The sequence below is a fragment of the Nonomuraea sp. NPDC049637 genome (assembly GCF_040675235.1).
GTDB lineage: Bacteria > Actinomycetota > Actinomycetes > Streptosporangiales > Streptosporangiaceae > Nonomuraea.
Window position 1 is genome coordinate 1 of the sequence record NZ_JBFAOM010000010.1, and the last position, 25,342, is coordinate 25,342.

Sequence of the window (25,342 nt, forward strand, 5' to 3'; positions counted from 1 at the left end):
CGCGCGGAGTGGCCGCCGCGGCGGCGCATCCGACCAGCACCACCGCGGCGGCCGCCAGCACCAGCACCCTGGTACGCCGGCGCACCTCGCGATCGCGCCCGGCGCCGCCCCGGCGGTCGTCGGCGTCGTCGGTCCAGCCGGAGCCGAGGAAGCCGCGCCTGGTCTCACCCGCGTCGTCGTCGCGTCCGGGCTTGTAGCCCTGGTCCAGCGGCAGGTAGGGCAGGTCGTCGTCGGCCGCCCGGTCGCCGCCGGGAACGTCGGTTCCGTCCGCCCCGACGACCGCGTGCGGCCCGCTCAGGCTCTCGTGCGGCCCGGCCAGCGTCTCGTGCGGCCCGGCCAGCGTCTCGTGCGGCCCGCTCAGTGCCTCGTGGGACCCGCTCGGCCCGTCCAGGACGTCGTGCGGGCCGCTCGGGCCATCGAGCACGTCGTGCGGCGCATCGGCCGGGGTCGCCGGGGTCGCCGGGGTCGCCGGGGTCGCCGGGGATTCGACGGGCTGCGCGCCCTGGCCGGCCGGGAGGATGTAGGTCTCGTTGCCGGAGACCTGGATCGCGGGCTGCTCGTCGGTGTCCTCGGTGCTCCACCGGGGGGACAGCACGTCTCCGGTCAGCTCCGGGTTTAACGATTTACCCTGCCCATCCTCGTACGGCCTGTCGTTCTCGTCGCGCGCCACGATGGAACCTCTCTAGCTCTGAATACGGACCGCGACCTTTCTTAACAGACTTGTCCGGATATTTCACATGTTTCGCTAAAGTTACTCTCCGTCACATCCGCCCCAGCCAGCGGGCGAGCGCGGCCTCCAGCGGGTACCCCCGCGCCGCCGACGTCCAGGCCGTATAGCCGTCGGGCCGCACGAGCAGCGCCTCGGCGTCGTGCTCGGCGGCGCCCCGCACGATCTCCAGCCGGTCCGCCCACGGGGCGGCCGCGGCCACCAGGTCGTCGCGCCCGCCGAGGTCCAGCAGCAGCGCCCGGCCGCCGCGCAGCAGCTCCGCGGTGCGCACCACGCCGCCGGCCGTCTTGACCGGCAGGTCGGGCGCCATCCGCCCGGCCCCCGGCACGCCCACGTCGTAGGCGGTGTCCACCCCGGCGATCATCCCGCTCAGGTACTCGTTGACCTGGTCGAACCGCATCAGCTCGGCGAACAGCTCGCGCAGCGGGTCGACGGCCGGGTCGGGGTCGGCCAGCGCGCTCTGGGCCCGCACGTTCCACAACACCCGCGCGCCGACCGGATGCCGCTCGGCGTGGTAGCTGTCCAGCAGCCCGGCGGGGGCCTCGCCGCGCACCTCGGCGGCCAGCTTCCAGCCCAGGTTGAAGGCGTCCCCCAGGCCGGTGTTCAGCCCCTGGCCGCCCCACGGGAAGTGCACGTGCGCGGCGTCGCCGGCCAGCAGGACGCGGCCCGCGCGGTAGGTCTCGGCCTGCAGGGCGGCGTCGCCGTACCGGGACAGGTTGCGGGCGCCGGCCATCGGGACCGGGGCGCCGAGGATGTGTTCGGCCGCCTCCCGCAGCTCCTCGATCGCGACGGGCGCCTCCCGGTCGGCGTGCGGGCCGCGGAAGTCGTAGGTGGTGACGCGGCTGTGCCCGGCGGGGTCGAGCCAGACGATGATCCAGCCCCGCGGCGTACGCGTGTAGCCCGGCGGCACCGTGTACGGGTCGAGCAGCCGCACGTCGCCCATGAGCGCGGCGACGCGGGCCCCGGCGCCGGTGAACGGGATGCCGGCGGCCTTGCGCACGACGCTGCGCGCGCCGTCGGCGCCGACGACGTACCGGGCGGTCAGCTCGCGGCCGTTGACGGTCAGCACGACGTGGTCGTCCCGCTGCTCCAGGCCGGTGACCTCCTGGCCGCGCCGGATCTCCGCGCCCAGGGCCGCCGCGCGGCGGGCGAACACCTGCTCGGCCCACGCCTGCGGGCTGCCGACGATGCTCGGGCCGCCGTCCGAGACCGCGCCGAGGTCGAGCCCGAACATGCCGGAGAAGTGGAAGCTCACGCTCCCGTACGTGGACCGTCCCACCGCCTCCAGCAGCCCGCGCCGGTCGAGGCTCCGGGCCGTGCCCGCGTGCAGCGTCCCGGCCTTGGACTGGCCGGTCGGGACGGCGAGCCGTTCGAGCACGAGCGGCCGCACCCCCTGCAGGCCCAGCTCGGCGGCGAGCAACATGCCCACGGGCCCGCCGCCCACCACGGCGACATCGAACACAGCACCCTCCTTGAACCCGGATGAGTACGCAATCTTCGTACATACGAACAATGTCCGTCAAATCATCGTTCGTGTTATCCGTACAATGGCGGCATGCTGCACCCGTCGCGTGACCAGATCCAGTTGGTGGAGGTGCTCGCCGCGCTCGGCCATCCCGTACGCGCCAAGATCGTGCGCGCGCTGGCCTCGGGGGACGAGCTGTTCTGCGGCGAGGTCGTGGCCGACGTGCCGAAGTCGACGCTGACCGCCCACTGGCGGGTGCTTCGCGAGGCCGGCGTCATCTGCCAGCGCCCGGAGGGCCGCAAGCTGTTCATCCGGCTGCGCCGCGACGACCTCGACGCCCGCTTCCCCGGCCTGGTCGACCTGGTGCTGGCCGAGGACCTCTAACCCGCCGGCCGGCTCACAGGCAGGGGTTCGTGGTGGAGTCGACCACCTTGTCCTTGAGCGAGCCCGGGATCGCCGACGCCACCCGCACGCCCGGCCAGTCGGCCCCGATGACGAGCTGCACGATCGGCCCGTCGGGCAGCGGGGTGACCTTGGTGGGGTACGGCTTCGGGTTCACCGGCGCGACCTTGCCCGCCACCGGCGTGCGCTTGTCCTTCGACAGCCGGGCGGCCACGGCGTCCCCGTAGGCGGCGCCGTTGTCGGCGTCCTTCTTGGCGTACCGGATCGAGGTGGTGGCCACCGGCGCGGCGTTGCCGACCTGGACGACGGCGAACCCCTGGTCGGCCAGCTCGTCGGCCACCTGACCGGCCTTGCCCAGCTCGGTCGTGCCGTTGAGCACCTGGACGCGTACCCGCTCGTTCGCGACCTTCGGCGTGGTGGCGGCGGCCGAGGGCGGGGTCACGTTGACGTCGGAGCGCACGGCCTCGAAGAAGTTCCGGGCGTCCGGCTGCTTGAGCTGCACCCGGTTCTTGTCGGCCGGGTACGCCTCCACCGGCACGGTGATGCCCTTGAGCTCCTTGGCGGTCAGCCCCTGGACGCTTCTGGCGATCTCCAGCATCCGGTCCGGCTGCGCGAGCTCGGTGTCCAGGGAGACGGCCTTGACCCCGGCCCGCAGGAACGCGTTCAGCTTGACGGGGTCGGTGAGCAGCCCGCCATCGGTGATCTTGTCCAGCACCTTGGTGAGGAAGACCTGCTGGCGCTGGATGCGGCCGAGGTCGCTGCCGTCGCCGAGGACGTAGCGGGTGCGCACGTACCCGAGGGCCTGCTCGCCCTTGACGACGTGCTTGCCCGCGCTGAGCACGAGCTTGGCCTTGGGGTCGTTGACCGCCTTGGGCAGGCAGATCTCGATGCCGCCGAGGGCGTCGACGATGCCCTTGAAGCCGGTGAAGTCGACCTTCACGATGTGGTTGATCTTGATGTTGGTGAGCGACTCCAGCGTGCGGACCGTGCAGTTGATGCCGCCGTCGTTGAAGGCGGAGTTGATCTGGCGCAGCCCGCCGGCCAGCATCGCGCCGGAATGGCTCCGGCACGGCGGGATCATGACCATGGTGTCCCGGGGGAAGCTGATCATGGTGGCCTTGTCCCGGTCCGGGGAGATGTGCAGGACCATGATCGTGTCGGTGCGCTCGCCGAGGCCCTGCGACTTCGCGCCGTACTTCTTGTTGTCGCCCTCGCGCGAGTCCGAGCCGACGAGCAGCACGTTGAGCGCGCCGGTCTCGGGCGGCCGCGATCCGGCCTCCACCGGCGGCAGGATCGGGATGCCGGCGAAGATGCTGCGGTAGTACGCGTACCCGCCCAGCGTGACGACGACCAGCACGAACGTCAGCGCCATGCTCACCCACGCCAGCGGCGTGATCCGCCGAGCAGGCCCCGAGGGCCGGTCCAGGCGACGGCCGGGGTGGCGGTCCGGGAGGCGGTCGGGGCGATGCTGCGGCCGTTCCGGCGCTCTCCGGCCCTCGCTCACGCGCCCCCCTCTACGCGCGCCCGCACAGGACGCAACCCCGCGCGCCCCTCGCAGAGCGCGGCCCCCTCTGGTGTGACGCGCAGCATACTGACAATCCGCCGTATATACGGCGTGTCGCAAATTTCGCCCGATAGCAGCCTCCGGCGGACGCGTCCGGCGAGGGCTCCATGCAATGCGCGCGAATCCGCGGCGTCACTACCGTCCGTGACGCCATCATGACGTCCATGTTTCTGACCGAGATGGCGCCCCCTCCAGGCGCCGAGGCGCTGGCCGGGCTGCGCGCCGCCGCCCGGACCGCCCGCCGGGCCGTCTTCGTCGCGCTCACCGGCTCGATCGCGCTGCTGGCCACGTCCCAGGTGCTGGCCGACCGCGCGCCGACCAGAGAGCAGACGTTACCGCTCGCCATGCTCTCGCTGGCGGTGTTCGTGACCGCGGTGCCCATCCTGGCGGGCACCCAGCTGGTGTGGGGCGCGCGGGCGCGCCTGGTGCGCCGGCGCGAGCGCGAGCTGTTCGCCGTGCCGCCCTCGGCCCGGCGGCGGCCGCTGAGCCGGCTCGGCGTCGCGTCCGGCTGGGCCGTGCTGCTGCTGCTCGGCGGCACCTCTCCCGGGCAGTTCAGGGCGGCCGCTCTGTACGCCTTCGCCGACGCCCTGAGCTGGGCCGTCGAGGCCGCCATGGTGATCGGCCTGGCCGCGGGGGTGTCGTTCCTCATCTGGTGGGCACGGGACGCCCTGGGGATAGTGGCGCGCGCCGGCCGTCCGGGAGGATCACCTGGCGATCCGTGGGATCCCGGCCGGAGCGCGCGTCCACGAGGGGGCGCGGCGCTCTGGACGGGCGCGGCCGTGGCGGTCGCCGCCCTGCTCGGAGCCCGCGCCCATCTCTGGGAACCACCCATGCCGATCGTTTACGGGCTGCTGACCGCCGCCCTCGTCTGCGGGGTGGTTACCGACGAGTAGCATAGGCGCGGAACCCCATCCAAGAACGAGGAGCGAATCCGTGCCTTCCTCTCGTGACGTCGTGTTCGTGGACGGCGTACGCACGCCCTTCGGCAGGTCAGGGCCGAAGGGACTGTACGCGGAGACCCGCGCCGACGACATGGTCGTCCGCGTCATCCGCGAGCTCATCCGGCGCAACCCCGGTCTGCCTCCCGAGCGCGTGGACGAGGTGGCCATCGCCGCGACGACCCAGATCGGCGACCAGGGCCTGACCATCGGCCGCTCGGCCGCGGTGCTGGCCGGTCTGCCCAAGAGCGTGCCCGGCTACGCGATCGACCGCATGTGCGCGGGCGCGATGACCGCGGTCACCACGGTCGCGGGCGGCATCGCCTTCGGCGCCTACGACGTGGCCATCGCCGGCGGCGTCGAGCACATGGGCCGCCACCCCATGGGCGAGGGCGTGGACCCCAACCCGCGGTTCCTGTCGGAGAAGCTGGTCGACCCGAGCGCGCTGGTCATGGGCATGACCGCCGAGAACCTGCACGACCGCTACCCGTCGATCTCCAAGGAGCGCGCCGACGCCTACGCGGTGCTCTCGCAGGAGAAGGCGGCCAAGGCGTACGCCGACGGCAAGATCCAGCCCGACCTCGTGCCCACCGCGGTCAGGACGGCCGAGAAGGGCTGGGGCCTGGCCGCCGAGGACGAGGCGCCGCGCCCCGGCACCACGATGGAGGCGCTGGGCGCGCTCAAGACGCCCTTCCGCCCGCACGGCAACGTCACCGCGGGCAACTCCTCCGGCATCAACGACGGCGCCACCGGCTGCATCGTGGCCGCCCGCGAGGTCGCCGGCGAGCTGAACCTGACGCCGAAGATGCGCCTGGTCTCCTACGCCTTCGCGGGCGTGGACCCCGAGGTGATGGGCGTGGGCCCGATCCCGTCCACCGAGCGGGCGCTGCGGCTGGCCGGGCTGTCCATCGGCGACATCGGCCTGTTCGAGATCAACGAGGCGTTCGCCGTCCAGGTGCTGGCCTTCCTGGAGCACTTCGGCATCGCCGACGACGACCAGCGCGTCAACCCCTACGGCGGCGCGATCGCCTTCGGCCACCCGCTGGCCTCCTCGGGCGTACGGCTGATGACGCAGCTCGCCCGCCAGTTCGGCGAGCGGCCCGACGTGCGGTACGGCATCACCACCATGTGCGTCGGCATGGGCATGGGCGGCACTGTGATCTGGGAGAACCTGGCATGAGCGACATCGAGACCTGGCGCGCGCTGCTGAGCGGGCGCAACACCGACGAGGTCGTCACCAAGGCCCTCGTGCGCGACGTGCCGCTGCCCGGCGGCGCCGGCACGATGGCCCTGATCACCCTGGACAACGGCTTCGACCACACCAAGCCCAACACCTTCGGCCCGCACGGCCTGTTCGCGCTGGAGGAGGCCCTGTCGGAGATCGCCGCGCGGACCGACCTGGCCGCCGTGGGCGTCACGGGCAAGCCGTTCATCTTCGCCGTCGGCGCCGACCTCAAGGGCGCGGCGGCCGTGGCCTCCCGCGAGGAGGCCGAGGCCATCGGCGCGCTGGGCCACCACGTCTTCCGCCGGCTGGGCGAGCTGCCGGTCCCGACGTTCGCGTTCGTGAACGGCGCGGCCATGGGCGGCGGCCTGGAGATCGCGCTGCACTGCGCGTACCGGACGATCTCCTCCGGCGTGCCCGCGGTGGCGCTGCCCGAGTGCTTCCTCGGCCTGGTGCCCGGCTGGGGCGGCACGCAGCTGCTCCCCCGCCTGATCGGCCCGGCGAACGCGATCAAGCTGATCATCGAGAACCCGCTGTCGCAGAACCGCATGATCAAGGGCGCGGACGCCTACAAGCTGGGCGTCGCGGACGCGATGTTCGAGCCGGCCGACTTCCTGGAGGAGTCGCTGCGCTGGGCCGCCCGCGTGGTCAAGGGCGAGGTGACCGTCGAGCGGCAGGAGCACGACGACTGGGACAAGGCCGTCGCCGACGCGCGCTTCCTGGTGGACATGAAGCTGCGCGGCGCCTCCCCCGCCCCCTACCGGGCGCTCGACCTGATCGCGCTGGCCGCGACCGCCTCGCGCGACGAGGGCTTCGCCGCCGAGACGCAGGCGCTGGCCGACCTGCTGATGAGCGACGAGCTGCGGGCCGGGCTCTACTCCTTCGACCTGGTCCAGCGCCGGGCCAAGCGTCCGGCCGGCGCGCCGGACCGGTCGCTGGCCCGCAAGGTCACCAAGGTCGGCGTCGTGGGCGCCGGGCTGATGGCCTCGCAGATGGCGCTGCTGTTCGCCCGCCGCCTGGAGGTCCCGGTCGTGCTGACCGACCTCGACCAGTCCCGCCTGGACAAGGGCGTGGGGTACGTGCACGCCGAGGTCGACAAGCTGCTGGGCAAGGGCCGCGTCTCGGCCGACCAGGCCAACCGGCTCAAGTCCCTGGTCACCGGCTCCCTGACCAAGGACGCCTTCGCCGACGCCGACTTCGTCATCGAGGCCGTCTTCGAGGACATGGCGGTCAAGAAGCAGGTGTTCGCCGAGGTCGAGGCCGTGGTCTCGGCCGAGTGCGTGCTCGCCACCAACACCTCCTCGCTCTCGCTCACCGAGATGGGCGCCGGGCTGGCCCACCCCGAGCGGCTGGTCGGGTTCCACTTCTTCAACCCGGTCGCCGTGATGCCGCTGCTGGAGATCATCAAGGGCGCCTCGACCGACGACGCCACGCTGGCCACGGCGTTCGCGGTGGGCAAGTCGCTGCGGAAGTCGTCCGTGCTGGTCAAGGACGCGCCGGCGTTCGTGGTCAACCGGCTGCTGACCTGCTTCATGGGCGAGGTCGTGGCCGCCGTGGACGAGGGCACGCCGCTGGAGGTCGCCGAGCACGCGCTCGACGGTCTGGGACTGCCGATGACGCCGTTCGCGCTGCTACAGCTCGTCGGCCCGGCCGTCGGCCTGCACGTCGCCGAGACGCTGCACGCGGCCTTCCCCGAGCGGTTCGGCGTCTCGGAGAACATGGCCAAGCTGGTCGCCTCGGGCAAGCCGGGCGTCTACCGTCCGGACTTCTCGCTCGACCCGGAGGCGGTGGCCCTGTTCGCCGGCGGCACGTCGCCGTCCACGGCCGAGCAGGTCCGCGAGCGGGTGCTCGGGGCGCTGTCCCGGGAGATCCGGATCATGCTGGACGAGGGCGTCGTCGCCGGGCCGCAGGACATCGACCTGTGCATGATCCTGGGCGCCGGCTGGCCGTTCCATCTGGGTGGCATCACGCCTTATCTGGACAGGTCGGGGATCGCCCAGCCGCGGTTCCTTCCGCCCGGTGTGGCCTCGCTGCCCGCGTGATTTTACGGAGGCCCGCCCGGCGGGTCTCCGTACGTCATGGCCGCCTTCGCCGTAGCGTACTGTGCCGTCCTACGAACGGAGAGTAACCATGATGCGAGCAGTCGGCACGATCGCTCTGTGCGGAGCCCTCGTGCTGGGCGCGTCGTCGCCCTCCCTGGCGGCGCCGCGCACCCCCAAGGTCGTCCTCAAGGTCACCATGGCAGTGAAGAACGGCCCCACCAAGGGCGCCTGGCTCAACTGCAGCCCCGACGGCGGCACCCACCCCTCCGCCCACGCCGCCTGCGACCTCCTGCGCAAGGTGAAGGGCGACCCGGCCAAGATCAACGTCTCGCCGAAGGCGGCCGCGGCCTGCGGCAAGGAGGTGGAGCCGCGCGCCGTGATGATCCTCGGCAAGTGGTACGACAAGACCGTCAAGTGGGGCAAGGTCTACACCAACGCCTGCACGATGAAGGCGGGCCTCGGCACGCTCCTGGCCATCTGAGCGGGTGAGGGGGGCGGGCGGCCGGCCCGCCCTCCTCGCGCGTCACCGGCCGGGCACGGCCCCCCGCCTGCTGTGACGGTAGCCGTAGGCGAAGTAGACGACCACGCCGATGACCATCCAGACGACGAACCTGAGCCAAGTCTCCAGCGGCAGGTTGAGCATCAGGTAAAGGCAGGCCAGCACCGACAGGATCGGCAGCAGCGGCACCATCGGCACCCGGAAGGCCCGCTCCAGGTCGGGCCGGGTGCGCCGGAGCACGATCACGCCGACCGAGACCACCATGAACGCGAACAGCGTGCCGATGTTCACCAGCTCGGCCAGCTCCCCGAACGACACGAACCCGGCCAGCGCCATGGTCACCAGGCCGATGAGGACGGTGAGCCTGGCGGGCGTGCCGAAGGTGGGGTGGACGACGGCCAGCCGGCGCGGCAGCAGGCCGTCGCGGCACATGGCGAACAACACCCGGGTCTGCCCGAGCAGCAGCACCAGCACCACGGTCGTCAGACCGGCGATGGCGCCCACGCTGATGATGCCGGCCAGCCACGGGTGGCCGACGGCGGTGAACGCGTCCGACAGCGGCGCGCTCGTGCTCAGCTGCTTGTACGGCTGCATGCCGACCACGACCAGCGAGACGGCGACGTAGAGGATCGTGCAGACGGCCAGCGAGCCGATGATGCCGCGCGGCACGTCGCGCTGCGGGCGCACGGTCTCCTCGGCGGCGGTGGCCACGATGTCGAAGCCGATGAAGGCGAAGAACACGATCGCCGCGGCCGAGAAGATGCCGATCACGCCGAACGCGACGGGCGTGATCCCGAACAGCACCTGGATCAGCGGCGCCTTCAGCCCCTCGACCCGCGGCGAGGCCACCGGCTCGGGGATGAAGGGCGTGTAGTTGGCGGCCTTGACGAAGAACAGCCCGGCCACGATGACCAGCAGCACCACCGTGATCTTGGTGATCACCAGGATCAGGTTGACCCGCGAGGAGATCTTGATGCCGGCCACCAGGACCGCGGTGAGGATCAGCACGATGGCCACCGCGGGCACGTTGACCACCGGATCGTCGCCCGCGATGGAGGCCGGCAGGTGGATGCCGACGGAGTCGAGCATCGAGGCGAAGTAGCCCGACCAGCCGACCGACACCACGGCCGCGGCCAGCGCCAGCTCCAGGATCAGGTCCCAGCCGATCACCCAGGCGGGGAACTCGCCGAGGGTGGCGAAGGAGAAGGTGTAGGCGGACCCGGCCACGGGGATCGTCGAGGCGAACTCGGCGTAGCACAGCGCGGCCAGGCCGCACACGACGCCCGCCACGACGAACGAGACCGCGACCGCCGGCCCGGCCACCTCCTTGGCCACCTGACCGGTGAGCACGAAGATCCCGGTGCCGACGATCACGCCGATGCCGAAGACCATCAGGTCCATGGCGCTCAGGCGCTTGCGCAGCTGGTGCTCGGGAGTTTCGGTGTCGCGGATCGACTGTTCGACGCTCTTCGTGCGAAAGATGTCCACGATCAGCGATCCTTCCCAGACCCTCCGTGATCATGCGCTCGCGCCGGGCTCGCCGGTGAAGCGCCTCGTCGGGGGTAGCGGACCCGCATCATGCTGGACGACCTGCTGGACACGCTGGCCGGTCAGGACGTGGCGGTGGTGCTGGCGCTCGTCCTGGTCTTCCTGACGCTGGACGCCTCGGTCGGGATCGGCCTGATCACGCCGGGCGACGGCCTGCTGCTCGTCGCGGGCGCCACGTCGGGCAGCGTGCCCGAGACGCTGGCGCTGATCGGCACCGGCGTGCTGGCCTGCCTCCTGGGCGCGACGGGCGGCCACCGCCTGGGCCGCCGGTACGGCCCCCGCCTGCGCAACAGCAGGCTCGGCCGGCGGGTCGGCGAGGAGCGCTGGGCCCGCGCGGAGCGGATCCTGCGGCGCAGCGGCTGGGCGCTGGCCCTGGCCTACTTCCTGCCGGTGGTGCACGCGCTGACGCCGGCCCTGGCGGGCGCGGTGGGCATGCCCTACCGCCGGTTCATGCCGTGGGCCCTGCTGGGCAGCACGGCCTGGGTGAGCGCGTACGTCGTGCTGGGGGCGGTGGCCGGGCAGGTGGCGCGGCGGGAGGCGGGCCTGCTGCTGCCGGCGGCGGCCGCGGCGGTGGTCGTCATGCTGGCGATCACCGCCGTGGTCCGCCGGGTGCTCAACGGCGGACCGGCTGCTCCACGCGGGAGGTCCGCTTGGCGACGGCCTCGGTGATCTGGCGTGCGAGGTCCTGGCCGGTCAGGCCGATGCGACCGAGGATCGCGGCCCGCTTGGCGTGGTCGAGGAACTCCTGCGGGATGCCGAAGGTGCGCACCGGGACGTCGACGTCGGCGTCGCGGAGCAGGCGGGCCACGGCGTCGCCCACGCCGCCCACGCGGCCGTTGTCCTCGACCACGGCGACCAGCTTGTGGGCGCCGGCGGCCAGCGTCAGCGCCTCGTCGAGCGGCTTGACCCAGCGCGGGTCGACCACGGTGGCCGAGATGCCCTGCGCGTCGAGCAGGACGGCCGCCTCCATGCACACGTGCGCCATCGGGCCGACGCCCACCAGCAGCACGTCCGGCTCGCCCTCGGCGGCCCGCAGCAGGTCCATCTCGCCCAGGCGGCCCACGGACTCCAGGGGCTCGGCCACCGGGCCCTTGGGGAAGCGCAGCACGGTCGGCCCGTCGGAGACCTCCACGGCCTCGCGCAGCAGCTCGGTGACGCGGTCGCCGTCGCGCGGCACCGCGATCCGCAGGCCGGGCACGACCTGGAGGATCGACAGGTCCCACATGCCGTTGTGGCTGGCCCCGTCGTCGCCGGTGACGCCGGCCCGGTCGAGGACGACGGTGACCGGCAGCCGGTGCAGGGCGACGTCCATCAGGAGCTGGTCGAAGGCCCGGTTGAGGAAGGTGGCGTAGACGGCCACGACCGGGTGCAGGCCGCCGAGCGCGAGGCCGGCGGCGCTGGTCAGCGCGTGCTGCTCGGCGATGCCGACGTCGTAGATGCGGTCGGGGAAGGCGTCGGCGAAGGCGTTGAGGCCGGTGGGGTGGAGCATGGCCGCGGTGATGGCGACCAGGTCCTCGCGCTCCTTGCCGAGCCTGACCAGCTCCTCGCTGAAGACGTTGGTCCAGATGCGCGGCTTGGGCTTCTCGGCGCCGGTGGCGCGGTCGAAGGCGCCGGGCGAGTGGAACTGGTCCTCGTCGTGGTTCTCGGCGGGGGTGTAGCCGCGGCCCTTCTGGGTGAGGGCGTGGACGATGACCGGGCCGCGGAAGGCGCGGGCCTTGCGCAGCGCCGCCTCCATGGCCTGCTCGTCGTGGCCGTCGATGGGGCCGACGTACTTCAGGCCGAGGTCCTCGAACATGACCTGCGGGGCCAGGACGTCCTTGACGCCCTTCTTGAATCCGTGGAGGGCGTCGTAGAGGACAGGAACGTTCCCGAGCTTGTCCTTGACGTATTCGAGCATGTCCTCGTAGCGGCGGTTGACGCGCAGCGAGGACAGGTGGGAGGCCAGGCCGCCGATGGTCGGGGAGTAGGAGCGGCCGTTGTCGTTGACCACGATCACGACGGGCAGGTCCTTGATCGCGGCGATGTTGTTGAGCGCCTCCCAGGCCATGCCGCCGGTGAGCGCGCCGTCGCCGATCACCGCGACGACCGTGCGCTCGCGCTCGCCGCGCAGCTTGAACGCCTTGGCCAGGCCGTCGGCGTAGGACAGCGCGGTGGAGGCGTGGGAGTTCTCGACGAAGTCGTGCTCGGACTCGGTCTGGCTCGGGTAGCCGGACAGGCCGCCCTCCTGCTTGAGCGCCTCGAAGCCGGCCGCGCGGCCGGTGAGCAGCTTGTGCACGTACGCCTGGTGGCCGGTGTCCCAGATCACCGGGTCGCGCGGGGAGTCGAAGACGCGGTGGACGGCGATGGTGAGCTCGACCACGCCGAGGTTCGGCCCGAGGTGGCCGCCGAACCTGGCGCAGGCGTCGACGAGCAGGTCACGGATCTCCCCCGCGAGCCGCGGCAGCTCATCGACAGCGAGCCGTTTGACGTCGTGCGGTCCCTCTATCGAGCCCAGCAACCCGCTCACGGATGCGACTCCCCTCTGCCTCGTTCGCCGTCTGTTCCTTTTCGACGACGCAGAAGAGTCTAGTTCGCCGACGTCTCGCTGACTCCATCGAGTCAAATCCGCCCACCTATGTCCGATCTTGACCTAGTCTTGCAGGACATATGAACTCCGTCCCTAAAGGTAAGGTCGCGGCACTGGTCGGCGCGGCCCTCGCGCTCGCCCTGGCCGCCGCCTCCTTGGTGCTCGTGCTCGCCGACGTCGCCACGACCTCGACCGAGCGCTCGCCGATCAACGAGGCCCAGCAGGTCGCCTCGCCCCCGGCCAAGGCGACCGCCAAGAGCAAGGGGCCGGCCACCTCCGGCGGCAGGAAACTGGCCACGGCCAACCCGCTGTACAAGACCGGCAAGCTGGTGGACGTGAACTGCGAGCCCGGCGACCTGCCCCCGGGCAGCATGATCGCCTACCGGCGGTACCTCACCCGGGTCACGAACTGCCTGAACAAGACGTGGGCGGCCCAGTTCCGCAAGGCGGGCCTGCCGTTCACCAAGCCGCGCCTGCGCATCATCACCAAGAAGGTCAGGACGCCCTGCGGCGCGTGGAACACCGGCGCCGACGGCGTCTACTGCTCCACGGATCGCACCATGTACCTGATGATCAGCCGCGACCAGCTCCGCAACCCGTTCCCGCTCGGCATCACCCGCCTGGTCGCCCACGAGTACGGCCACCACGTCCAGCAGGCCTCCGGCATCTGGAACTACTACTGGACGGCCAGGAACACCGCGAGCAAGGCCAGGCGCCTGCAGTTGTCGCGCAACTCCGAGCTCCAGGCCGAGTGCTTCTCCTCCATCTTCATGAGCACGATGAAGGAGTCCCCGCTGGTCACGCAGTCCGACTGGGCCTACACGGTGGAGTGGTTCTACAAGAACGGCGCCAAGGGCTGGCCGCAGAACGACCACGGCAAGGGCCCGACGCAGGCGGCCTGGATGACCAGGGGCTTCAACCGGGGCGCGCCGGGCTCCTGCAACACGTGGGCGGCGGCTGCACGAAACGTCCAGTGACGTCTGGCATTTCTGCTTTACCTGGATGTCCCTGTTTTGTAGTGTGCCTTCCCATGCGTACCCCCCGATTGGCGATCATCGCCGGAGCCCTGGCGAGCGTCTTCGTCGCCGGTACGGCCCACGCCGCCGTGGCCGCACCGGCGAGCAAGCCGGCCCTGGCGAAGAACCCGATCCACAAGACCGGCCGGCTCGCGCTCAGGACGTGCGAGGAGCCGCCGGTCCAGTCCGGGACCGAGGACGAGGCGCGGGTCTACTTCGAGGCGGTGCTCGAATGCCTCGACAAGGCCTGGGGCCCGAAGGTCAAGCAGGCGGGCTTCGCCTTCGGCAAGCCGAAGTTCCGGGTGATCACCAAGGCGGGCGCCCCCACGGGCTGCGGCCCCTTCCCGGGCGACGAACAGGCGCAGGCGCTGTACTGCCCGGTCAACAAGACGATGACCCTCCTGCTCAGCCCGAACGTCGTGGCGAAGCCGTCGGACCCGGTGCTGATGCTGGTCGTGGCGCACGAGTACGGCCACCACGTCCAGAAGCTCACCGGCATGCTCCGGCACGACAAGCACGGCGCGTACGTCCTGGCCAACCCGCGGAGCCTGGAGCCGGTGCGCCGCGCCGAGCTGCAGGCCGAGTGCTACGCCGGGGCGTTCATGGGCAGCGTCTGGGACTCGCTCGGCCGTAGCCAGAAGGAGTTCGACTCCCTGCTCAAGGGCACGCACGACCGGTTCGACGTGAGCGCGCTCGGCATCAAGACGCGCTCTTCGGCCGACCTGAGCCACGGCTCGGACGCCAACGTCGTGTGGTGGCTCAAGCGCGGCTTCACCGGCAGGTCGGCGGGCTCCTGCAACACCTGGGCCGCCCCCAAGAGCAGGGTCAGCTAAGCCTAAGTCGTACAAACTCCTCTAAGATCCGCGATCGTGCGCATTCCCCTCATGGCGCTCGCCATGTGCATGATCGCGGTTCTTCTGTCGCCGGCTCCGTCGGCCGCGGCGGGCCGCCCGGCACGAGGGGGGTTGTCGGCCGCGCCGGCCGTCTCGCGGGAGCGCCTGGCCTGCGCGGTCCCCGCCATCAGGACGGGCAGCGCCGCCTCGCTCAAGTCGTTCCACCGGGCCATGGCCAGGTGCGCCGACCGGTTCTGGGCCGGCCGGTTCGCGGCCGCGGGCCTGACCTACACCCCGCCCACGGTGACCGTCACCACCGGCGGCGACTCGGTCTGCGGCCGGATCACCGCCAACGGCGCGCAGTACTGCCCGGTGCAGCGCACGATCGTCATCCGCATCATGAAGCACGACCTGGACGACCCGTTCCGGATGAACATCGCGCACTCCGTCGCGCACGAGTGGGGACACCACGTCCAGGAGCTCACCGGCGTGCTGGACGCGCAGAACGCCCTGTACCAGCCCGCCTCCACGGGGGCCCGCACCCTGCTCAGCCACCGGCTGGAGATGCAGGCCGAGTGCTTCGCCGGCGTCTTCTACAACGCCGCGCTCACCTCGATCGAACCCGACGTCACCTGGCGCGAATGGCTGGACGCCGTCCGCCGGGCGGACTACAGCAAGATCCACGGCCGCCCGCGCAACCTGGCCTACTGGCAGAACCGCGGCTACCGCGACGGCTCCGCCGCCGCCTGCGACACCTGGACGGCCCCCCAGGCCCGGGTGCGCTAGGAGCTGACCCTGGCCAGCACTTCCAGCGGGTCGGCCAGCACGTGGGCGAAGGCCAGCTCGGCCGCCCCGACCAGGGTCACGTGGTCGCCGAGCGCCGAGGTGCGCAGCCGTACGTGCTCGCGCTGGGGGGCCATGGCGTGCAGCGCCAGCCGGGTGCGGACCTGCGCCGCCGAGCCGAGGTAGACCTCCCGCAGCATGCCCCCGAAGATCACCATCTCCGGGTTGAAGATGTTGACCAGGTTCGCCACGCCGAGCCCGAGCCAGTCGCCGACCCGGCTCAACGCCTCCTGCGCGACGATGTCGCCCCGATCGGCCGCGTCGACCACGGCGCGGACCGCGTCGCGGCCGTGCTGGCCGGGCCCGAAGCGGCCGGCCAGCTCCAGCAGCGCCCGCTCCCCCACCTCGGCCTCCAGGCAGCCGTGCGAGCCGCACGAGCACTCGCGGCCGCCGGGGTTGACGACCATGTGGCCGACCTCGCCGCCGTAGCCGTCGAAGCCGCCGAGCAGGTGGCCGCCGGTGATGATGCCGCCGCCGATGCCCACGTCGCCGTGCAGGCAGATGAGGTCGCGCACGCCCACGCCGAGGCCGCGGCTGTGCTCGGCCAGGGCCGCCAGGTTGGCGTCGTTGCCCACGCTGACCGGCAGCCCGAGGCCCAGCCTGCGGCCCAGCTCCTCGCCGAACGGCACGTCGTGGGCCATCAGGTTGGGCCCGAACGTCACCACGCCGTCGCCCTTGCGCACCCCGCCGGACACGGCGGCGGCGGCGCCGACGCACACGGTGTCGTCGCGCGTCTTGCGCCGCATCTGCCTGGCGAACCCCGACAGCACCCCGGCCAGCTCGTCGAGGGCGAACCTGCCCCGGTCGCGGGTGGTCTCCCTGCGGTCGAGGATGACGCCGCCCAGCCCCACCCGCGCCGCCACGAGCCGGTCGGGGCCCACGTCGAACGCGAACACGTAGACGCGCGCCGACTCCGGGCGCACCACCAGCGAGGGCCGGCCGGCCCGGCCGGTCTCGCGCGGCAGCTCCTCCCGCACCAGCCCGGCGGCGGTGAGGTCGGACGTCAGCGCCATGATGGTGCTGCGGTTGAGCCCCATCTTCGAGGTCAGCTCGGCGCGCGAGATCGGCCCGCCCAGATGGACATGGCGAAGCAGCGCGCCGAGATTGTGGCGCCTGATGTCCTCCTGGGACGGTCCGGCACGCATCGTCTGGGGTTCCTTCAGGGGCTGCGGGTCGCTGATCACCTTAGACCAGCAGCAGCCGCCCGCTTGCGCGCCAGGGCGTCGACGCCTGCGGCGAGCAGCAGCACGCACCCGGTGACCAGGTACTTGACGCTCGCACCGTAGCCCATCAGGCCCATGCCGTTCTCGATCACGGCCACCACGGCGCCGCCGAGCACCGCGTCGAGCACCCGCCCCTTGCCGCCGAACAGGCTGGTGCCGCCGATGACGGCCGCGCCGACCGCGTACAGCAGCACCGAGCTGCCGCCCGTGTTCGGGTCGACCGAGCTGGCCCTGGAGGCGGCCACGATCCCGCCGACCGCCGCCATCGCGGAGCAGATCACGAACGCCGCGATCTTGATGCGGTCGACCGGGATGCCCGCCCGCCGCGCGGCCTCGGTGTTGCCGCCGACCGCGTACAGGTGCCGGCCGAACGCCGTGCGCCGCAGCACCAGCGTCCACACGACCAACAGCACGACGATCACCGGCACCACGATCGGCACCCCGGTGAGCGAGACCAGCGCGGGGTTGCGGCTGCGCTCCAGGTTGAGCACGTAGACCGCGAGCCCGCCGAGCAGCGCCAGGGCGCCCACACGGGCCGCGATGAGCGACAGCGGGTCGGCGACCAGGCCGCGCGCCGACCGGTTCCTGGCCCGCAGGAGCTGCACGGCCGCGAAACCGGCCACGCACACCGCGTACAGGATCCAGCCGAGCAGCGGCGGCAGGTTCTTGTTGGCGACGGCGACGATCACGCTGTCCCGGACGGAGATGTTCGTGCCCTCGTTGACCAGCACCAGCACCAGGCCCTGGAAGGCCAGGAAGGCGGCCAGCGTGACCACGAACGACGGTATGCCGACCTTGGCCACCAGCGTGCCGAGCACGATCCCGATGAGCACGCCGGTGGCGATGGCGGCCAGCACGCAGACGTACCAGGGCAGGCCGAAGGTGGCCAGCGTGACGGCGAGCACCGCCGCGCAGACGCCGCTGGCGAAGCCGGCCGACAGGTCGATCTCGCCCAGCAGCAGCACGAAGACCAGGCCCATGGCGATGAGCGTGACGTTCGCGCCCTGGGTGAACAGGTTGGCGAAGTTGATCGAGGTGACGAAGGCGGGCCGGGCCAGGGCGAAGACCGTGCAGAGCACGACGAGGCCGAGCACGGCGGGCAGTGCGCCCATGTCGCCGCCCCGGACGCGCTCCCAGTACGCCCGCACGCTGTGCGCGATCGACGGGGACTGCGCGGCGACGACGATGGCCTCGCCCGGGAGTTCCTTGACCTTGCTCATGGGGTGACCCCGTTCTTGAGGCCGAGTTCGCCGCTGCGACCCGAGGTGATCAGTTCGACGACCTGGGCGTGCGTCACGTCGGCGGTCTTGACCTGGGCGGCCATCCTGCCGAGGTAGAGCGCCGCGATCCGGTCGGAGACGGCGAACACGTCGTTCATGTTGTGCGAGATGAGGACGACCGCGAGGCCCGTGTCGGCCAGCCTGCGCACGAGTTCGAGCACCTGCGCCGTCTGGGCCACGCCGAGGGCCGCGGTGGGCTCGTCGAGGATGACGACCTTGCTGTTCCACAACACGGCCTTGGCGATCGCGACGGTCTGCCGCTGCCCGCCGGACAGGCTGGAGACCTGCTGCCTGATGGACTTCACCGTGCGCACGGACAGGCTGCTGAGCGTCTTCTCGGCCAGTTCCTCCATGCTGTCCTCGTCGAGCAGGAAGCCGTTCTTGCGTTCCCTGCCGAGGAACATGTTCTGGACGATGTCGAGGTTGTCGCAGAGCGCCAGGTCCTGGTAGACGATCTCGATGCCGAGCTCGCCCGCGTCCCGGGGGGTGTGGACGGTGACCTGGCGGCCGTCGAAGAGGATCTGGCCGGAATCGATGGGGTAGATGCCGCCGATGCACTTGACCAGCGTCGACTTGCCGGCGCCGTTGTCGCCGACCAGCGCCGTGACCTCGCCGGGGTAGGCGGAGAACTCGACCTCGTGCAGCACCTTCACCGGACCGAAACTCTTGTCGATCCCGCGCACTTCGAGGAGGGGGGTCATGGGGCTCCCTAAAGAGGGGCGCGGCCTCGCGCCGGTGGCACCCGGCCGCGCCCGTCCATGCTATTGAATTCCGGCCTCAGTGCACTTCTTGGCGAAGTCGGCGGTGCAGAGCTCCTCCTTGGTGACGTAACCGTCGGCCACGACGTCCTTGACGTTGTCGAAGGTGATGGCCTGCGGCTCCAGCAGCTCGGAGGGCACGTCCTGGCTGGTCTCGGGGTCCTTGACGCTGGCGCTCGCCGTGGGCTTCTCGCCCTTGGCCAGCGCGACGGCGAGCTTGGCCCCGGCGTCGGCCTCCTTCTTGACCGCCTTGTAGACCGTCATGCACTGGTCGCCCGCCAGGATGTTCTGCAGGCCCTGGACCGTGGCGTCCTGGCCGGTGACCGGCACCTTGCCGTTGAGGTTCTGCTTCTTCAGCACGGTGATGGCGGCGTTGCCGAGGCCGTCGTTGGCGGCCAGCACGCCGGCGATCTTCGGCTGCTGGGTGAGCATCTGCTCGAAGATCGTCCCGGCCTGGGTGTTGTCCCAGTCGGGCACGGCCTGGTCGGGGCCCTTGACGTACTCGCCGGAGTCGAACTTGGGCTTGAGCACGCCGTCGTAGCCGTTCTTGAACAGGGTCGCGTTGTTGTCGGTCGGCGAGCCGTTCAGGTAGGCGACGATGGGCTTGTCGGCCTTCTTGTCGGCCAGGCACTTGCTCAGGCCCTCGCCCTGGAGCGTGCCGACCTTGGTGTTGTCGAAGCTGACGTAGTAGGCGGCGCCGCCGCCCAGCGTCAGGCGGTCGTAGTCGATGGTGGCCACGCCCTGCGACTTGGCCTTCTCGATCACGGCCTTGCCGCTGCCGCTGTCCAGGTTGACGATCATCAGGACGGTGGCCCCGTTGGTGATCATCTGGTCGGCGATGGTCTGGAACGCCGTCTTGTCGTTCTGGGCGTTCTGGATGTCGTACTGGACGCCGGCGGCCTTGAACGCCTCTTCCAGGTACTTGCGGTCCGCCGTCTCCCAGCGCGCCGACGACTTGCTGTCCGGGAGGATGACGCCGATCTTGCCGGCCTTCGCGGGCTGCGTCGCCGAGGCGGAGGAGGTCGAGGTGGTGCCGGTCTGACCGCTTTCGCCCCCGCAGGCGGTGAGACCGAGGGCGAGCGTCGCCGCCGCGGCGGTCAGGCTGAGGATCCCCTTGCGCATGATGCAGGGTCCTTTCTTCCGGAGGGGCCCGGATGAATGTTGTTTGCGGCAACGTATTCCGCCACGGCCTGCTTTGGAAGACCCTTCCGTCCGGCAGTTTGTTGTTTCCGGTAACAATCCAGAAACACGGACCCACAGCCTGGTAATGCAGAGTAACCGCTTGGCTACTTATTGTGACTGTTGAGGCTCGTGAGGATGGAGGGGCCCCCGAAACGAAAGGACCCGACCATGCGCAACCGTGCCCGTCTGGCCGCGTTGACCCTGGCCCTCGCCTGCGCGACCGTCCCGCTCCTCGCGCCCGCGCCCGCCCTGGCGGCGACCGGCCAGGTCGTCGTCTTCCAGGCCGAGCTCGTGCCCCTGGAGATCTACGACGACCCCAGCGGCTGCACCAGGCTGCCCCTCGCCGCGCACGTGCTGAGCAACCAGACCGACCGGCCCGTGCGCGTCCACGGCGACCCGTTCTGTCTCGGGCCGTCCGTCACGATCCAGCCGGGTTTCGGCAGCCACGTCCCGGCCGGGTCGGGGAGCTTCTCCGTCGCCTAAGCGATCGCCGTACCGCGAGCGGCCCGCGGTGGCCGCTCGCTCAGCGGCGCGAGCATACGGAAGGGGCGGGAATCGCCCTGCCGTTAGACTGCCCGACCATGACCGAACTGGACGAGCAGGGACGCCCGGAACCGCCCCTCCTGGGCGACGAGGTCGAGACCCTTCTGGGCTTCCTCGACTTCCTGCGGGCCACCCTGGAGTGGAAGTGCTCCGGCCTCGACGCGGCGGGCCTCGACGCCACCACCGGCGCGTCCTCGCTGACGCTCGGCGGCATGCTCAAGCACCTGGCCTACGTCGAGGACCACTGGTTCTCCCGCCGTCTGCACGGGAACGCCCCGCACGCCCCCTGGGACACCGTCGACTGGACGGCCGACCCCGACTGGGACTGGCACTCCGCCGCCCACGACTCCCCCGACGAGCTGCGCGCACTCTGGCGGGACGCGGTGGCCCGCTCGCGCGCCCTGACCGCCGAGGCGCTGGCCTCCGGCGGGCTCGACCAGCCCGCCCAGCGCCCCTGGCCGGACGGCCGCCGCCCCCACCTGCGCTGGATCCTCGTCCACATGATCGAGGAGTACGCCCGGCACAACGGTCACGCCGACCTCATCCGCGAGTCCGTCGACGGGCAGACCGGCGAGTAGCCCGGCGAGTAGCCCGGCGGGTCAGGTGAGCAGGCTCTGCGCGATCAGGGCCAGCGCCGACGCGGTGGCCACGACCAGGACGGCCGTGCGCACCTTGCCGCCGTCCAGGTGGCGCCGCAGCGGCCGCGACGCCAGGAAGCCCAGGATCATCGGCACGATCAGGATCGCGCCCGTGGCCAGCGCGCGGCCGGGCAGGTGGCCGACGAACGCCAGGATGCCGATCGACTGCGCGGCGCTGAGGAAGAAGAACATCGCCAGGGTGGCCCGGATCTGCGGCCCCTTGGCATTCTGGTACACCAGCGCCAGAGGCGGGCCGCCGATGCCCGTGGCGGTGCCGGTGACCCCGGACGCGAAGCCGGCGCCGGTGATCGTCGCGCCGTTGCGCACGACGCTGACCGTACGCGCGGTGAGCCCGACCGCCAGCAGCACCATCACCCCGACCAGCACCCCCAGCGCCTGGACGGAGACGTACACGACGATGACGGCGCCGACGGCGCTGCCGGGGACCCGGCCCAGCAGCGCGAACCCCAGCCCCCGCCAGTCCACCCGGCGCCACTCGGCGGCCAGGGTGAACAGCGGCAGCGTCATGTTGACCACCTGGATCGCACCGGGCATCAGGCTGTGGTCGAGCATCGTCAGCACGGGCGCGGCCACCAGCCCCAGCCCGAACCCCACGCTTCCCTGAACGACCGCCCCCAGAAAAACCGCCACACTTCCGACAAGCAGCACCAATCCCGCATCGCTCACGCGCGAAAGTCAACCACCCTCACGCGGAGTCACCCCCGCTGGACAGCCCACCCACCGAACGGACGCGCCCCACGGAGCCGGGCTGGACGGCGGGAAGGCTCTCGGTGAAGCCTTATGCTGCTCACCGTGCACTCCCCCGCCCCGCGTGCCCTCGTCGTCCTCGTCGCCCTGTCGGTGCTGGCGGTCGTCCTCCAGGCCGGGCCCGCGGAGGCCGCCGCGGCGCCGAGGCTCGGCCGGTCGGCGTGCCCCGAGACGCCGATGAGCTCAGGCGGGATCCCCCGGAGCCGCGAATACCTCACAGCGATCATGAAATGCCTGGACAGGTCGTGGTCCGCCTATTTCAAGCGCACCGGCCGGACGTTCCGCAAGCCCGTCGTCCGCTACTACGACGAGCCGGTGCGCGAGGTGTGCGGGCTCGCCTGGCCCGCGCACGCGGCGGCCTTCTACTGCATCGGCCGCGACACCCTCGTCCTCCCGCTGACCGGCGGCTGGATCGAGGACCGCACCGACCTCTACCCGTTCAAGGTCGCCGCCCACGAGTACGGCCACCACGTGCAGAGCCTCCTCGGCGTGCGCAAGGGCACGCAGAGCCGGCGCTACGAGCTCCAGGCCGACTGCCTGGCCGGCGCGTTCCTGGGCAGTGTGTGGCCGTCGCTGAGCCGTACCCGGCAGGACTGGACGGCGCTGCTCGACGCCACCAGGGCCGCCGGCGACGAGGGCGAGGAGCACACCCACGGCACCGGGGCCAACCGCGTGCGCTGGCTGGAGCGCGGCTACCGGGCGGTCTCGCCGGCGGCCTGCGACACCTGGTCGGCCCCCGCCCCCCGGGTCTCCTGACGGTCGAGGCGGCCCTGCATGCCGTCGAGGATGAGCCGCAGCCCGTCCTCGAAGGAGCGTTCCCCCTGCGGGTCGCCCACCTCCGCCAGCCCCGCGGTCAGCCGGGGGTGGGCCCGCTGGAAGGCGGCCATGTCGGGCATGGCGCCGCCGGCGTCCGGGCGGGTCCGGTCGGCCTGCTCCTCCAGCACGAACCCGGCGACGTACACGCTCATCGCGAACAGCCCGCGGACGGCGTCGCCCACCGCGAACCCGGCCGACTCCAGGGCCGCCACCGACCGCTCCACCACCTCGAACAGCACCGGTGACGGCCGGGTGCCGGCCACCAGCCGGGCGCCGTCGCGGTAGGAGTTGAGCATCGCCCGGTCGCGGTGGGCATGGTCCCTCATCCACTCGCGCCAGGCGGCGGGCTCGGTGAGCGCGGGGCGGGCCATGTGGGCGGCGGTCATCGCCTCGGCCATCGCGTCGAGAAGCTCCTGCTTGTTCTTGAAGTGCCAGTAGAGCGCGGGCGCCTGGACGCCCAGCTCGCCCGCGAGCCGCCGCAGCGTGAGCCCGTCGAGCCCGGTCTCCTGCAGCAGCCGCAGCGCCGCGGCCACGATGGTGCCCTTCTCAAGTGCCACGGTTGACAGCTTAACAACGTTCAATGCATCCTCGAAGCGTTGGATTTAACGCCGTTAAGGAGCCTCGCGATGATCCACGCGGAGGGTTTGCGGAAGCGGTACGCGGCCACGGAGGCGCTCAGGGGCATCGACCTCGACGTCCCGGCCGGCACGGTGTGCGGGCTGCTCGGCCCCAACGGAGCAGGCAAGACGACGACCGTGCGCATCCTGGCCACCCTGCTCCAACCGGGCGGCGGCCGGGCCGAGGTCGCGGGGCTCGACGTGGTGCGCGACGCGGCCCGGCTGCGCTTCCGCATCGGCCTGGCCGGCCAGCACGCCGCCGTGGACGAGCTGCTGACCGGCCGGCGCAATCTGGAGCTGTTCGGCCGCCTCTACCACCTGCCCAGGGCGCGGGCCAGGAGCAGGGCCGATGAGCTGCTGGAGCGGTTCGGGCTGGCCGCGGCCGGGCGGCGGCTGGTCAGGACGTACTCGGGCGGCATGCGGCGGCGGCTCGACCTGGCCGCGAGCCTGATCGTCGCGCCGCCCGTGTTGTTCATGGACGAGCCGACCGCGGGGCTCGACCCGCGCAGCCGCCGCGAGCTCTGGGACGCGCTGCGCGACCTGGTCCGCGAGGGCACCACGCTGCTGCTCACCACCCAGTACCTCGACGAGGCCGACCACCTGGCGGACCAGGTCGTGGTGCTGCGCGAGGGGCGGGTCGCGGCGGCGGGCTCCCCCGGCGCGCTCAAGAAGCAGGTCGGCGGCGACCGCGTGCAGATCGTCTTCCACGACCCCGGCGACGCGGCCGCGGCCCTCCGCACGCTCGGGACCGCGTCCGACCTCGCCTGCGAGCCGGGCGGGACCCGGGTGACCCTGCCGGCGCCCGACGGCGCCCAGTCGCTGGTCCGCGTCGCCCGCGCGCTCGACGTGGCCGGGATCGCCGTCGAGGACCTGGCGCTGCGCCGTCCGACGCTCGACGAGGTCTTCCTCCACCTGACCGCATGACAGGAGCCACGAGCATGAACCTGCGCTGGACCGTCACCGACTCCCTGACCATCGCGGGCCGCACGTACTCGCGCTGGAAGGCCCAACCCGGGGAGATCGCCGGGTTCCTGGTGTTCCCCATCATCATGACCGTGCTGTTCGGGTACGTCTTCGGCAGCGCGATCACGCTGCCCGGCGGCGGCGACTACCGCAGCTTCCTGATGCCGGGCATCTTCATGCAGGTCATGGCCATGACGGCGACCGCGGCCGCCACGGCGGTGGCCGAGGACATGGAACGCGGGATCATCGACAGGTTCCGCGCGCAGCCCATCGCCCGCAGCGCCGTGCTCATCGGGCGCAGCGTGGCCGACCTGTCGATGCACCTGATGTCGCTGGCCGCCATGGTCGCGGCGGCCGTGCTGCTGGCCGGCTGGCGTGCGCACGGCTCCCCGGGCGAGACGGCGGCGGCGTTCGGGCTGCTGGCGCTGTTCGGCCTGGCGATGATCTGGGTGGGCACCTGCATCGGCCTGTACGTGCGCAGCGGCACGCAGGCCGACGCGGCCACGTTCGGCTGGCTGTTCCCGATGACCTTCCTGGCCAACACGTTCGTGCCGACCGAGGGCCTGCCCGCCTGGCTGCGGCCGGTCGCCGACTGGAACCCGATGAGCGCGACCGTGGCCGCCGCCCGCCGCCTGTTCGGCAACCCCACCTCGGCGGGGTCGGTCTGGCCGCTGCAACATCCGGTCGCGGCGAGCCTGCTGTGGTCGGTGGCGCTCATCGCCGTCTTCGCCCCGCTGGCGACCCACCGTTACCGCACGTCCAGCCGGTGAGACCCCGCTGAACGGCGGAGAGCCGCCCGGCGGAGGGTGTTCCGCCGGGCGGCTCTCACGGGTCGGGTGAAACCCCCGATGCGGGCGCGTGAGGATCCGCGCCCCGTCCCCGGCCCGCG

The 25,342-nt window shown here is 71.8% G+C and carries 24 protein-coding genes and 1 pseudogene; 14 read left to right on the forward strand and 11 right to left on the reverse strand.

Annotated features, from left to right (window positions below):
* Both AB0J71_RS15935 and AB0J71_RS15940 read right to left on the reverse strand, forming a co-directional pair.
* A pseudogene (locus AB0J71_RS15935) lies at positions 1-670 on the reverse strand (hypothetical protein); the annotation flags it as partial.
* A gap of 91 nt (positions 671-761) precedes the next feature.
* A complete protein-coding gene (locus AB0J71_RS15940; RefSeq protein ID WP_364414661.1) occupies positions 762-2,189 on the reverse strand; it encodes an FAD-dependent monooxygenase in 1,428 nt (475 codons plus the stop codon).
* Between the two features lie 93 nt (positions 2,190-2,282).
* Between AB0J71_RS15940 and AB0J71_RS15945 the strand changes: the two genes are divergently transcribed.
* Positions 2,283-2,576, forward strand: a complete 294-nt coding sequence (locus AB0J71_RS15945; protein ID WP_352329347.1) for a helix-turn-helix domain-containing protein — start codon at positions 2,283-2,285, stop codon at positions 2,574-2,576.
* Positions 2,577-2,589: 13 nt separating this feature from the next.
* Here the strand turns inward: AB0J71_RS15945 and AB0J71_RS15950 are convergent, their stop codons facing one another.
* A complete protein-coding gene (locus tag AB0J71_RS15950) occupies positions 2,590-3,966 on the reverse strand; it encodes an LCP family protein (protein ID WP_364389931.1) in 1,377 nt (458 codons plus the stop codon).
* Positions 3,967-4,322: 356 nt separating this feature from the next.
* Here AB0J71_RS15950 and AB0J71_RS15955 point away from each other — a divergent pair, with 356 nt between their 5' ends.
* From AB0J71_RS15955 to AB0J71_RS15970, 4 genes are all read left to right on the forward strand, one after another.
* Positions 4,323-5,051: a hypothetical protein gene (locus AB0J71_RS15955; protein WP_364414663.1), complete on the forward strand. Its 729-nt coding sequence runs from the start codon at positions 4,323-4,325 to the stop codon at positions 5,049-5,051.
* A gap of 40 nt (positions 5,052-5,091) precedes the next feature.
* Positions 5,092-6,276, forward strand: coding sequence for a thiolase family protein (locus AB0J71_RS15960; protein ID WP_352329342.1), 1,185 nt, complete (start codon positions 5,092-5,094; stop codon positions 6,274-6,276).
* On the forward strand, positions 6,273-8,360 hold the full coding sequence (locus AB0J71_RS15965; protein WP_364414665.1) for a 3-hydroxyacyl-CoA dehydrogenase NAD-binding domain-containing protein: 2,088 nt from the start codon (positions 6,273-6,275) through the stop codon (positions 8,358-8,360). The genes AB0J71_RS15960 and AB0J71_RS15965 overlap by 4 nt, the downstream gene beginning before the upstream one ends.
* An 88-nt stretch (positions 8,361-8,448) precedes the next feature.
* Positions 8,449-8,841 (forward strand): SSI family serine proteinase inhibitor, encoded by a 393-nt coding sequence (locus AB0J71_RS15970; RefSeq protein WP_352325899.1) that lies wholly within the window; start codon positions 8,449-8,451, stop codon positions 8,839-8,841.
* A gap of 42 nt (positions 8,842-8,883) precedes the next feature.
* Here the strand turns inward: AB0J71_RS15970 and AB0J71_RS15975 are convergent, their stop codons facing one another.
* Entirely contained in the window at positions 8,884-10,347 is a 1,464-nt protein-coding gene (locus AB0J71_RS15975) for an amino acid permease (RefSeq protein ID WP_364414667.1), read from the reverse strand.
* A gap of 90 nt (positions 10,348-10,437) precedes the next feature.
* Here AB0J71_RS15975 and AB0J71_RS15980 point away from each other — a divergent pair, with 90 nt between their 5' ends.
* On the forward strand, positions 10,438-11,076 hold the full coding sequence (locus AB0J71_RS15980) for a DedA family protein (protein WP_352325902.1): 639 nt from the start codon (positions 10,438-10,440) through the stop codon (positions 11,074-11,076).
* Here the strand turns inward: AB0J71_RS15980 and dxs are convergent.
* The gene (gene dxs / locus AB0J71_RS15985) at positions 11,021-12,904 is read right to left on the reverse strand and encodes a 1-deoxy-D-xylulose-5-phosphate synthase (RefSeq protein WP_364390140.1); all 1,884 of its coding nucleotides are present in this window, start codon (positions 12,902-12,904) and stop codon (positions 11,021-11,023) included. The two genes, AB0J71_RS15980 and dxs, sit on opposite strands and share 56 nt — an antisense overlap.
* A gap of 149 nt (positions 12,905-13,053) precedes the next feature.
* Here dxs and AB0J71_RS15990 point away from each other — a divergent pair, with 149 nt between their 5' ends.
* From AB0J71_RS15990 to AB0J71_RS16000, 3 genes are read left to right on the forward strand one after another with little or no spacing between them, the layout of a single operon-like run.
* Positions 13,054-13,950, forward strand: coding sequence for a neutral zinc metallopeptidase (locus tag AB0J71_RS15990; RefSeq protein ID WP_352325903.1), 897 nt, complete (start codon positions 13,054-13,056; stop codon positions 13,948-13,950).
* Positions 13,951-14,003: 53 nt separating this feature from the next.
* Positions 14,004-14,822: a neutral zinc metallopeptidase gene (locus AB0J71_RS15995; protein WP_364414669.1), complete on the forward strand. Its 819-nt coding sequence runs from the start codon at positions 14,004-14,006 to the stop codon at positions 14,820-14,822.
* A gap of 36 nt (positions 14,823-14,858) precedes the next feature.
* Positions 14,859-15,608 carry a neutral zinc metallopeptidase gene (locus AB0J71_RS16000; protein WP_352325905.1) on the forward strand — a complete coding sequence of 250 codons (750 nt, stop codon included), beginning with the start codon at positions 14,859-14,861 and terminating at the stop codon, positions 15,606-15,608.
* On the opposite strand, the gene AB0J71_RS16005 is transcribed toward AB0J71_RS16000, so the two are convergent.
* The 4 genes from AB0J71_RS16005 to AB0J71_RS16020 are packed head-to-tail and all read right to left on the reverse strand — an operon-like array spanning position 15,605 to position 20,048.
* Positions 15,605-16,810, reverse strand: a complete 1,206-nt coding sequence (locus AB0J71_RS16005; RefSeq protein WP_352325906.1) for an ROK family transcriptional regulator — start codon at positions 16,808-16,810, stop codon at positions 15,605-15,607. The genes AB0J71_RS16000 and AB0J71_RS16005 overlap by 4 nt on opposite strands.
* 35 nt (positions 16,811-16,845) lie before the next feature.
* Positions 16,846-18,108: an ABC transporter permease gene (locus tag AB0J71_RS16010; protein WP_352325907.1), complete on the reverse strand. Its 1,263-nt coding sequence runs from the start codon at positions 18,106-18,108 to the stop codon at positions 16,846-16,848.
* The gene (locus tag AB0J71_RS16015; protein WP_352325909.1) at positions 18,105-18,869 is read right to left on the reverse strand and encodes an ATP-binding cassette domain-containing protein; all 765 of its coding nucleotides are present in this window, start codon (positions 18,867-18,869) and stop codon (positions 18,105-18,107) included. The genes AB0J71_RS16010 and AB0J71_RS16015 overlap by 4 nt, the downstream gene beginning before the upstream one ends.
* 60 nt (positions 18,870-18,929) lie before the next feature.
* Positions 18,930-20,048 (reverse strand): substrate-binding domain-containing protein, encoded by a 1,119-nt coding sequence (locus AB0J71_RS16020; RefSeq protein ID WP_352325910.1) that lies wholly within the window; start codon positions 20,046-20,048, stop codon positions 18,930-18,932.
* Positions 20,049-20,276: 228 nt separating this feature from the next.
* Here AB0J71_RS16020 and AB0J71_RS16025 point away from each other — a divergent pair, with 228 nt between their 5' ends.
* Together AB0J71_RS16025 and AB0J71_RS16030 are read left to right on the forward strand one after the other, a co-directional pair.
* Positions 20,277-20,591 (forward strand): hypothetical protein, encoded by a 315-nt coding sequence (locus AB0J71_RS16025; RefSeq protein ID WP_364414670.1) that lies wholly within the window; start codon positions 20,277-20,279, stop codon positions 20,589-20,591.
* A 98-nt stretch (positions 20,592-20,689) separates the two neighbouring features.
* Positions 20,690-21,229, forward strand: a complete 540-nt coding sequence (locus AB0J71_RS16030) for a DinB family protein (RefSeq protein WP_364414671.1) — start codon at positions 20,690-20,692, stop codon at positions 21,227-21,229.
* 21 nt (positions 21,230-21,250) lie between these two features.
* Here AB0J71_RS16030 and AB0J71_RS16035 read toward each other — a convergent pair whose 3' ends face one another.
* Positions 21,251-21,976 (reverse strand): sulfite exporter TauE/SafE family protein, encoded by a 726-nt coding sequence (locus AB0J71_RS16035; RefSeq protein ID WP_352325913.1) that lies wholly within the window; start codon positions 21,974-21,976, stop codon positions 21,251-21,253.
* 126 nt (positions 21,977-22,102) lie between these two features.
* Between AB0J71_RS16035 and AB0J71_RS16040 the strand changes: the two genes are divergently transcribed.
* The gene (locus AB0J71_RS16040; protein ID WP_364414673.1) at positions 22,103-22,813 is read left to right on the forward strand and encodes a neutral zinc metallopeptidase; all 711 of its coding nucleotides are present in this window, start codon (positions 22,103-22,105) and stop codon (positions 22,811-22,813) included.
* Here the strand turns inward: AB0J71_RS16040 and AB0J71_RS16045 are convergent.
* The gene (locus AB0J71_RS16045) at positions 22,750-23,430 is read right to left on the reverse strand and encodes a TetR/AcrR family transcriptional regulator C-terminal domain-containing protein (RefSeq protein WP_364414675.1); all 681 of its coding nucleotides are present in this window, start codon (positions 23,428-23,430) and stop codon (positions 22,750-22,752) included. The two genes, AB0J71_RS16040 and AB0J71_RS16045, sit on opposite strands and share 64 nt — an antisense overlap.
* Positions 23,431-23,499: 69 nt before the next feature.
* On the opposite strand from AB0J71_RS16045, the gene AB0J71_RS16050 reads away from it, so the two are divergent.
* Positions 23,500-24,414: an ATP-binding cassette domain-containing protein gene (locus tag AB0J71_RS16050; RefSeq protein WP_364414677.1), complete on the forward strand. Its 915-nt coding sequence runs from the start codon at positions 23,500-23,502 to the stop codon at positions 24,412-24,414.
* A 14-nt stretch (positions 24,415-24,428) separates the two neighbouring features.
* A complete protein-coding gene (locus AB0J71_RS16055; protein ID WP_352325919.1) occupies positions 24,429-25,223 on the forward strand; it encodes an ABC transporter permease in 795 nt (264 codons plus the stop codon).
* Positions 25,224-25,342: the final 119 nt, after the last annotated feature.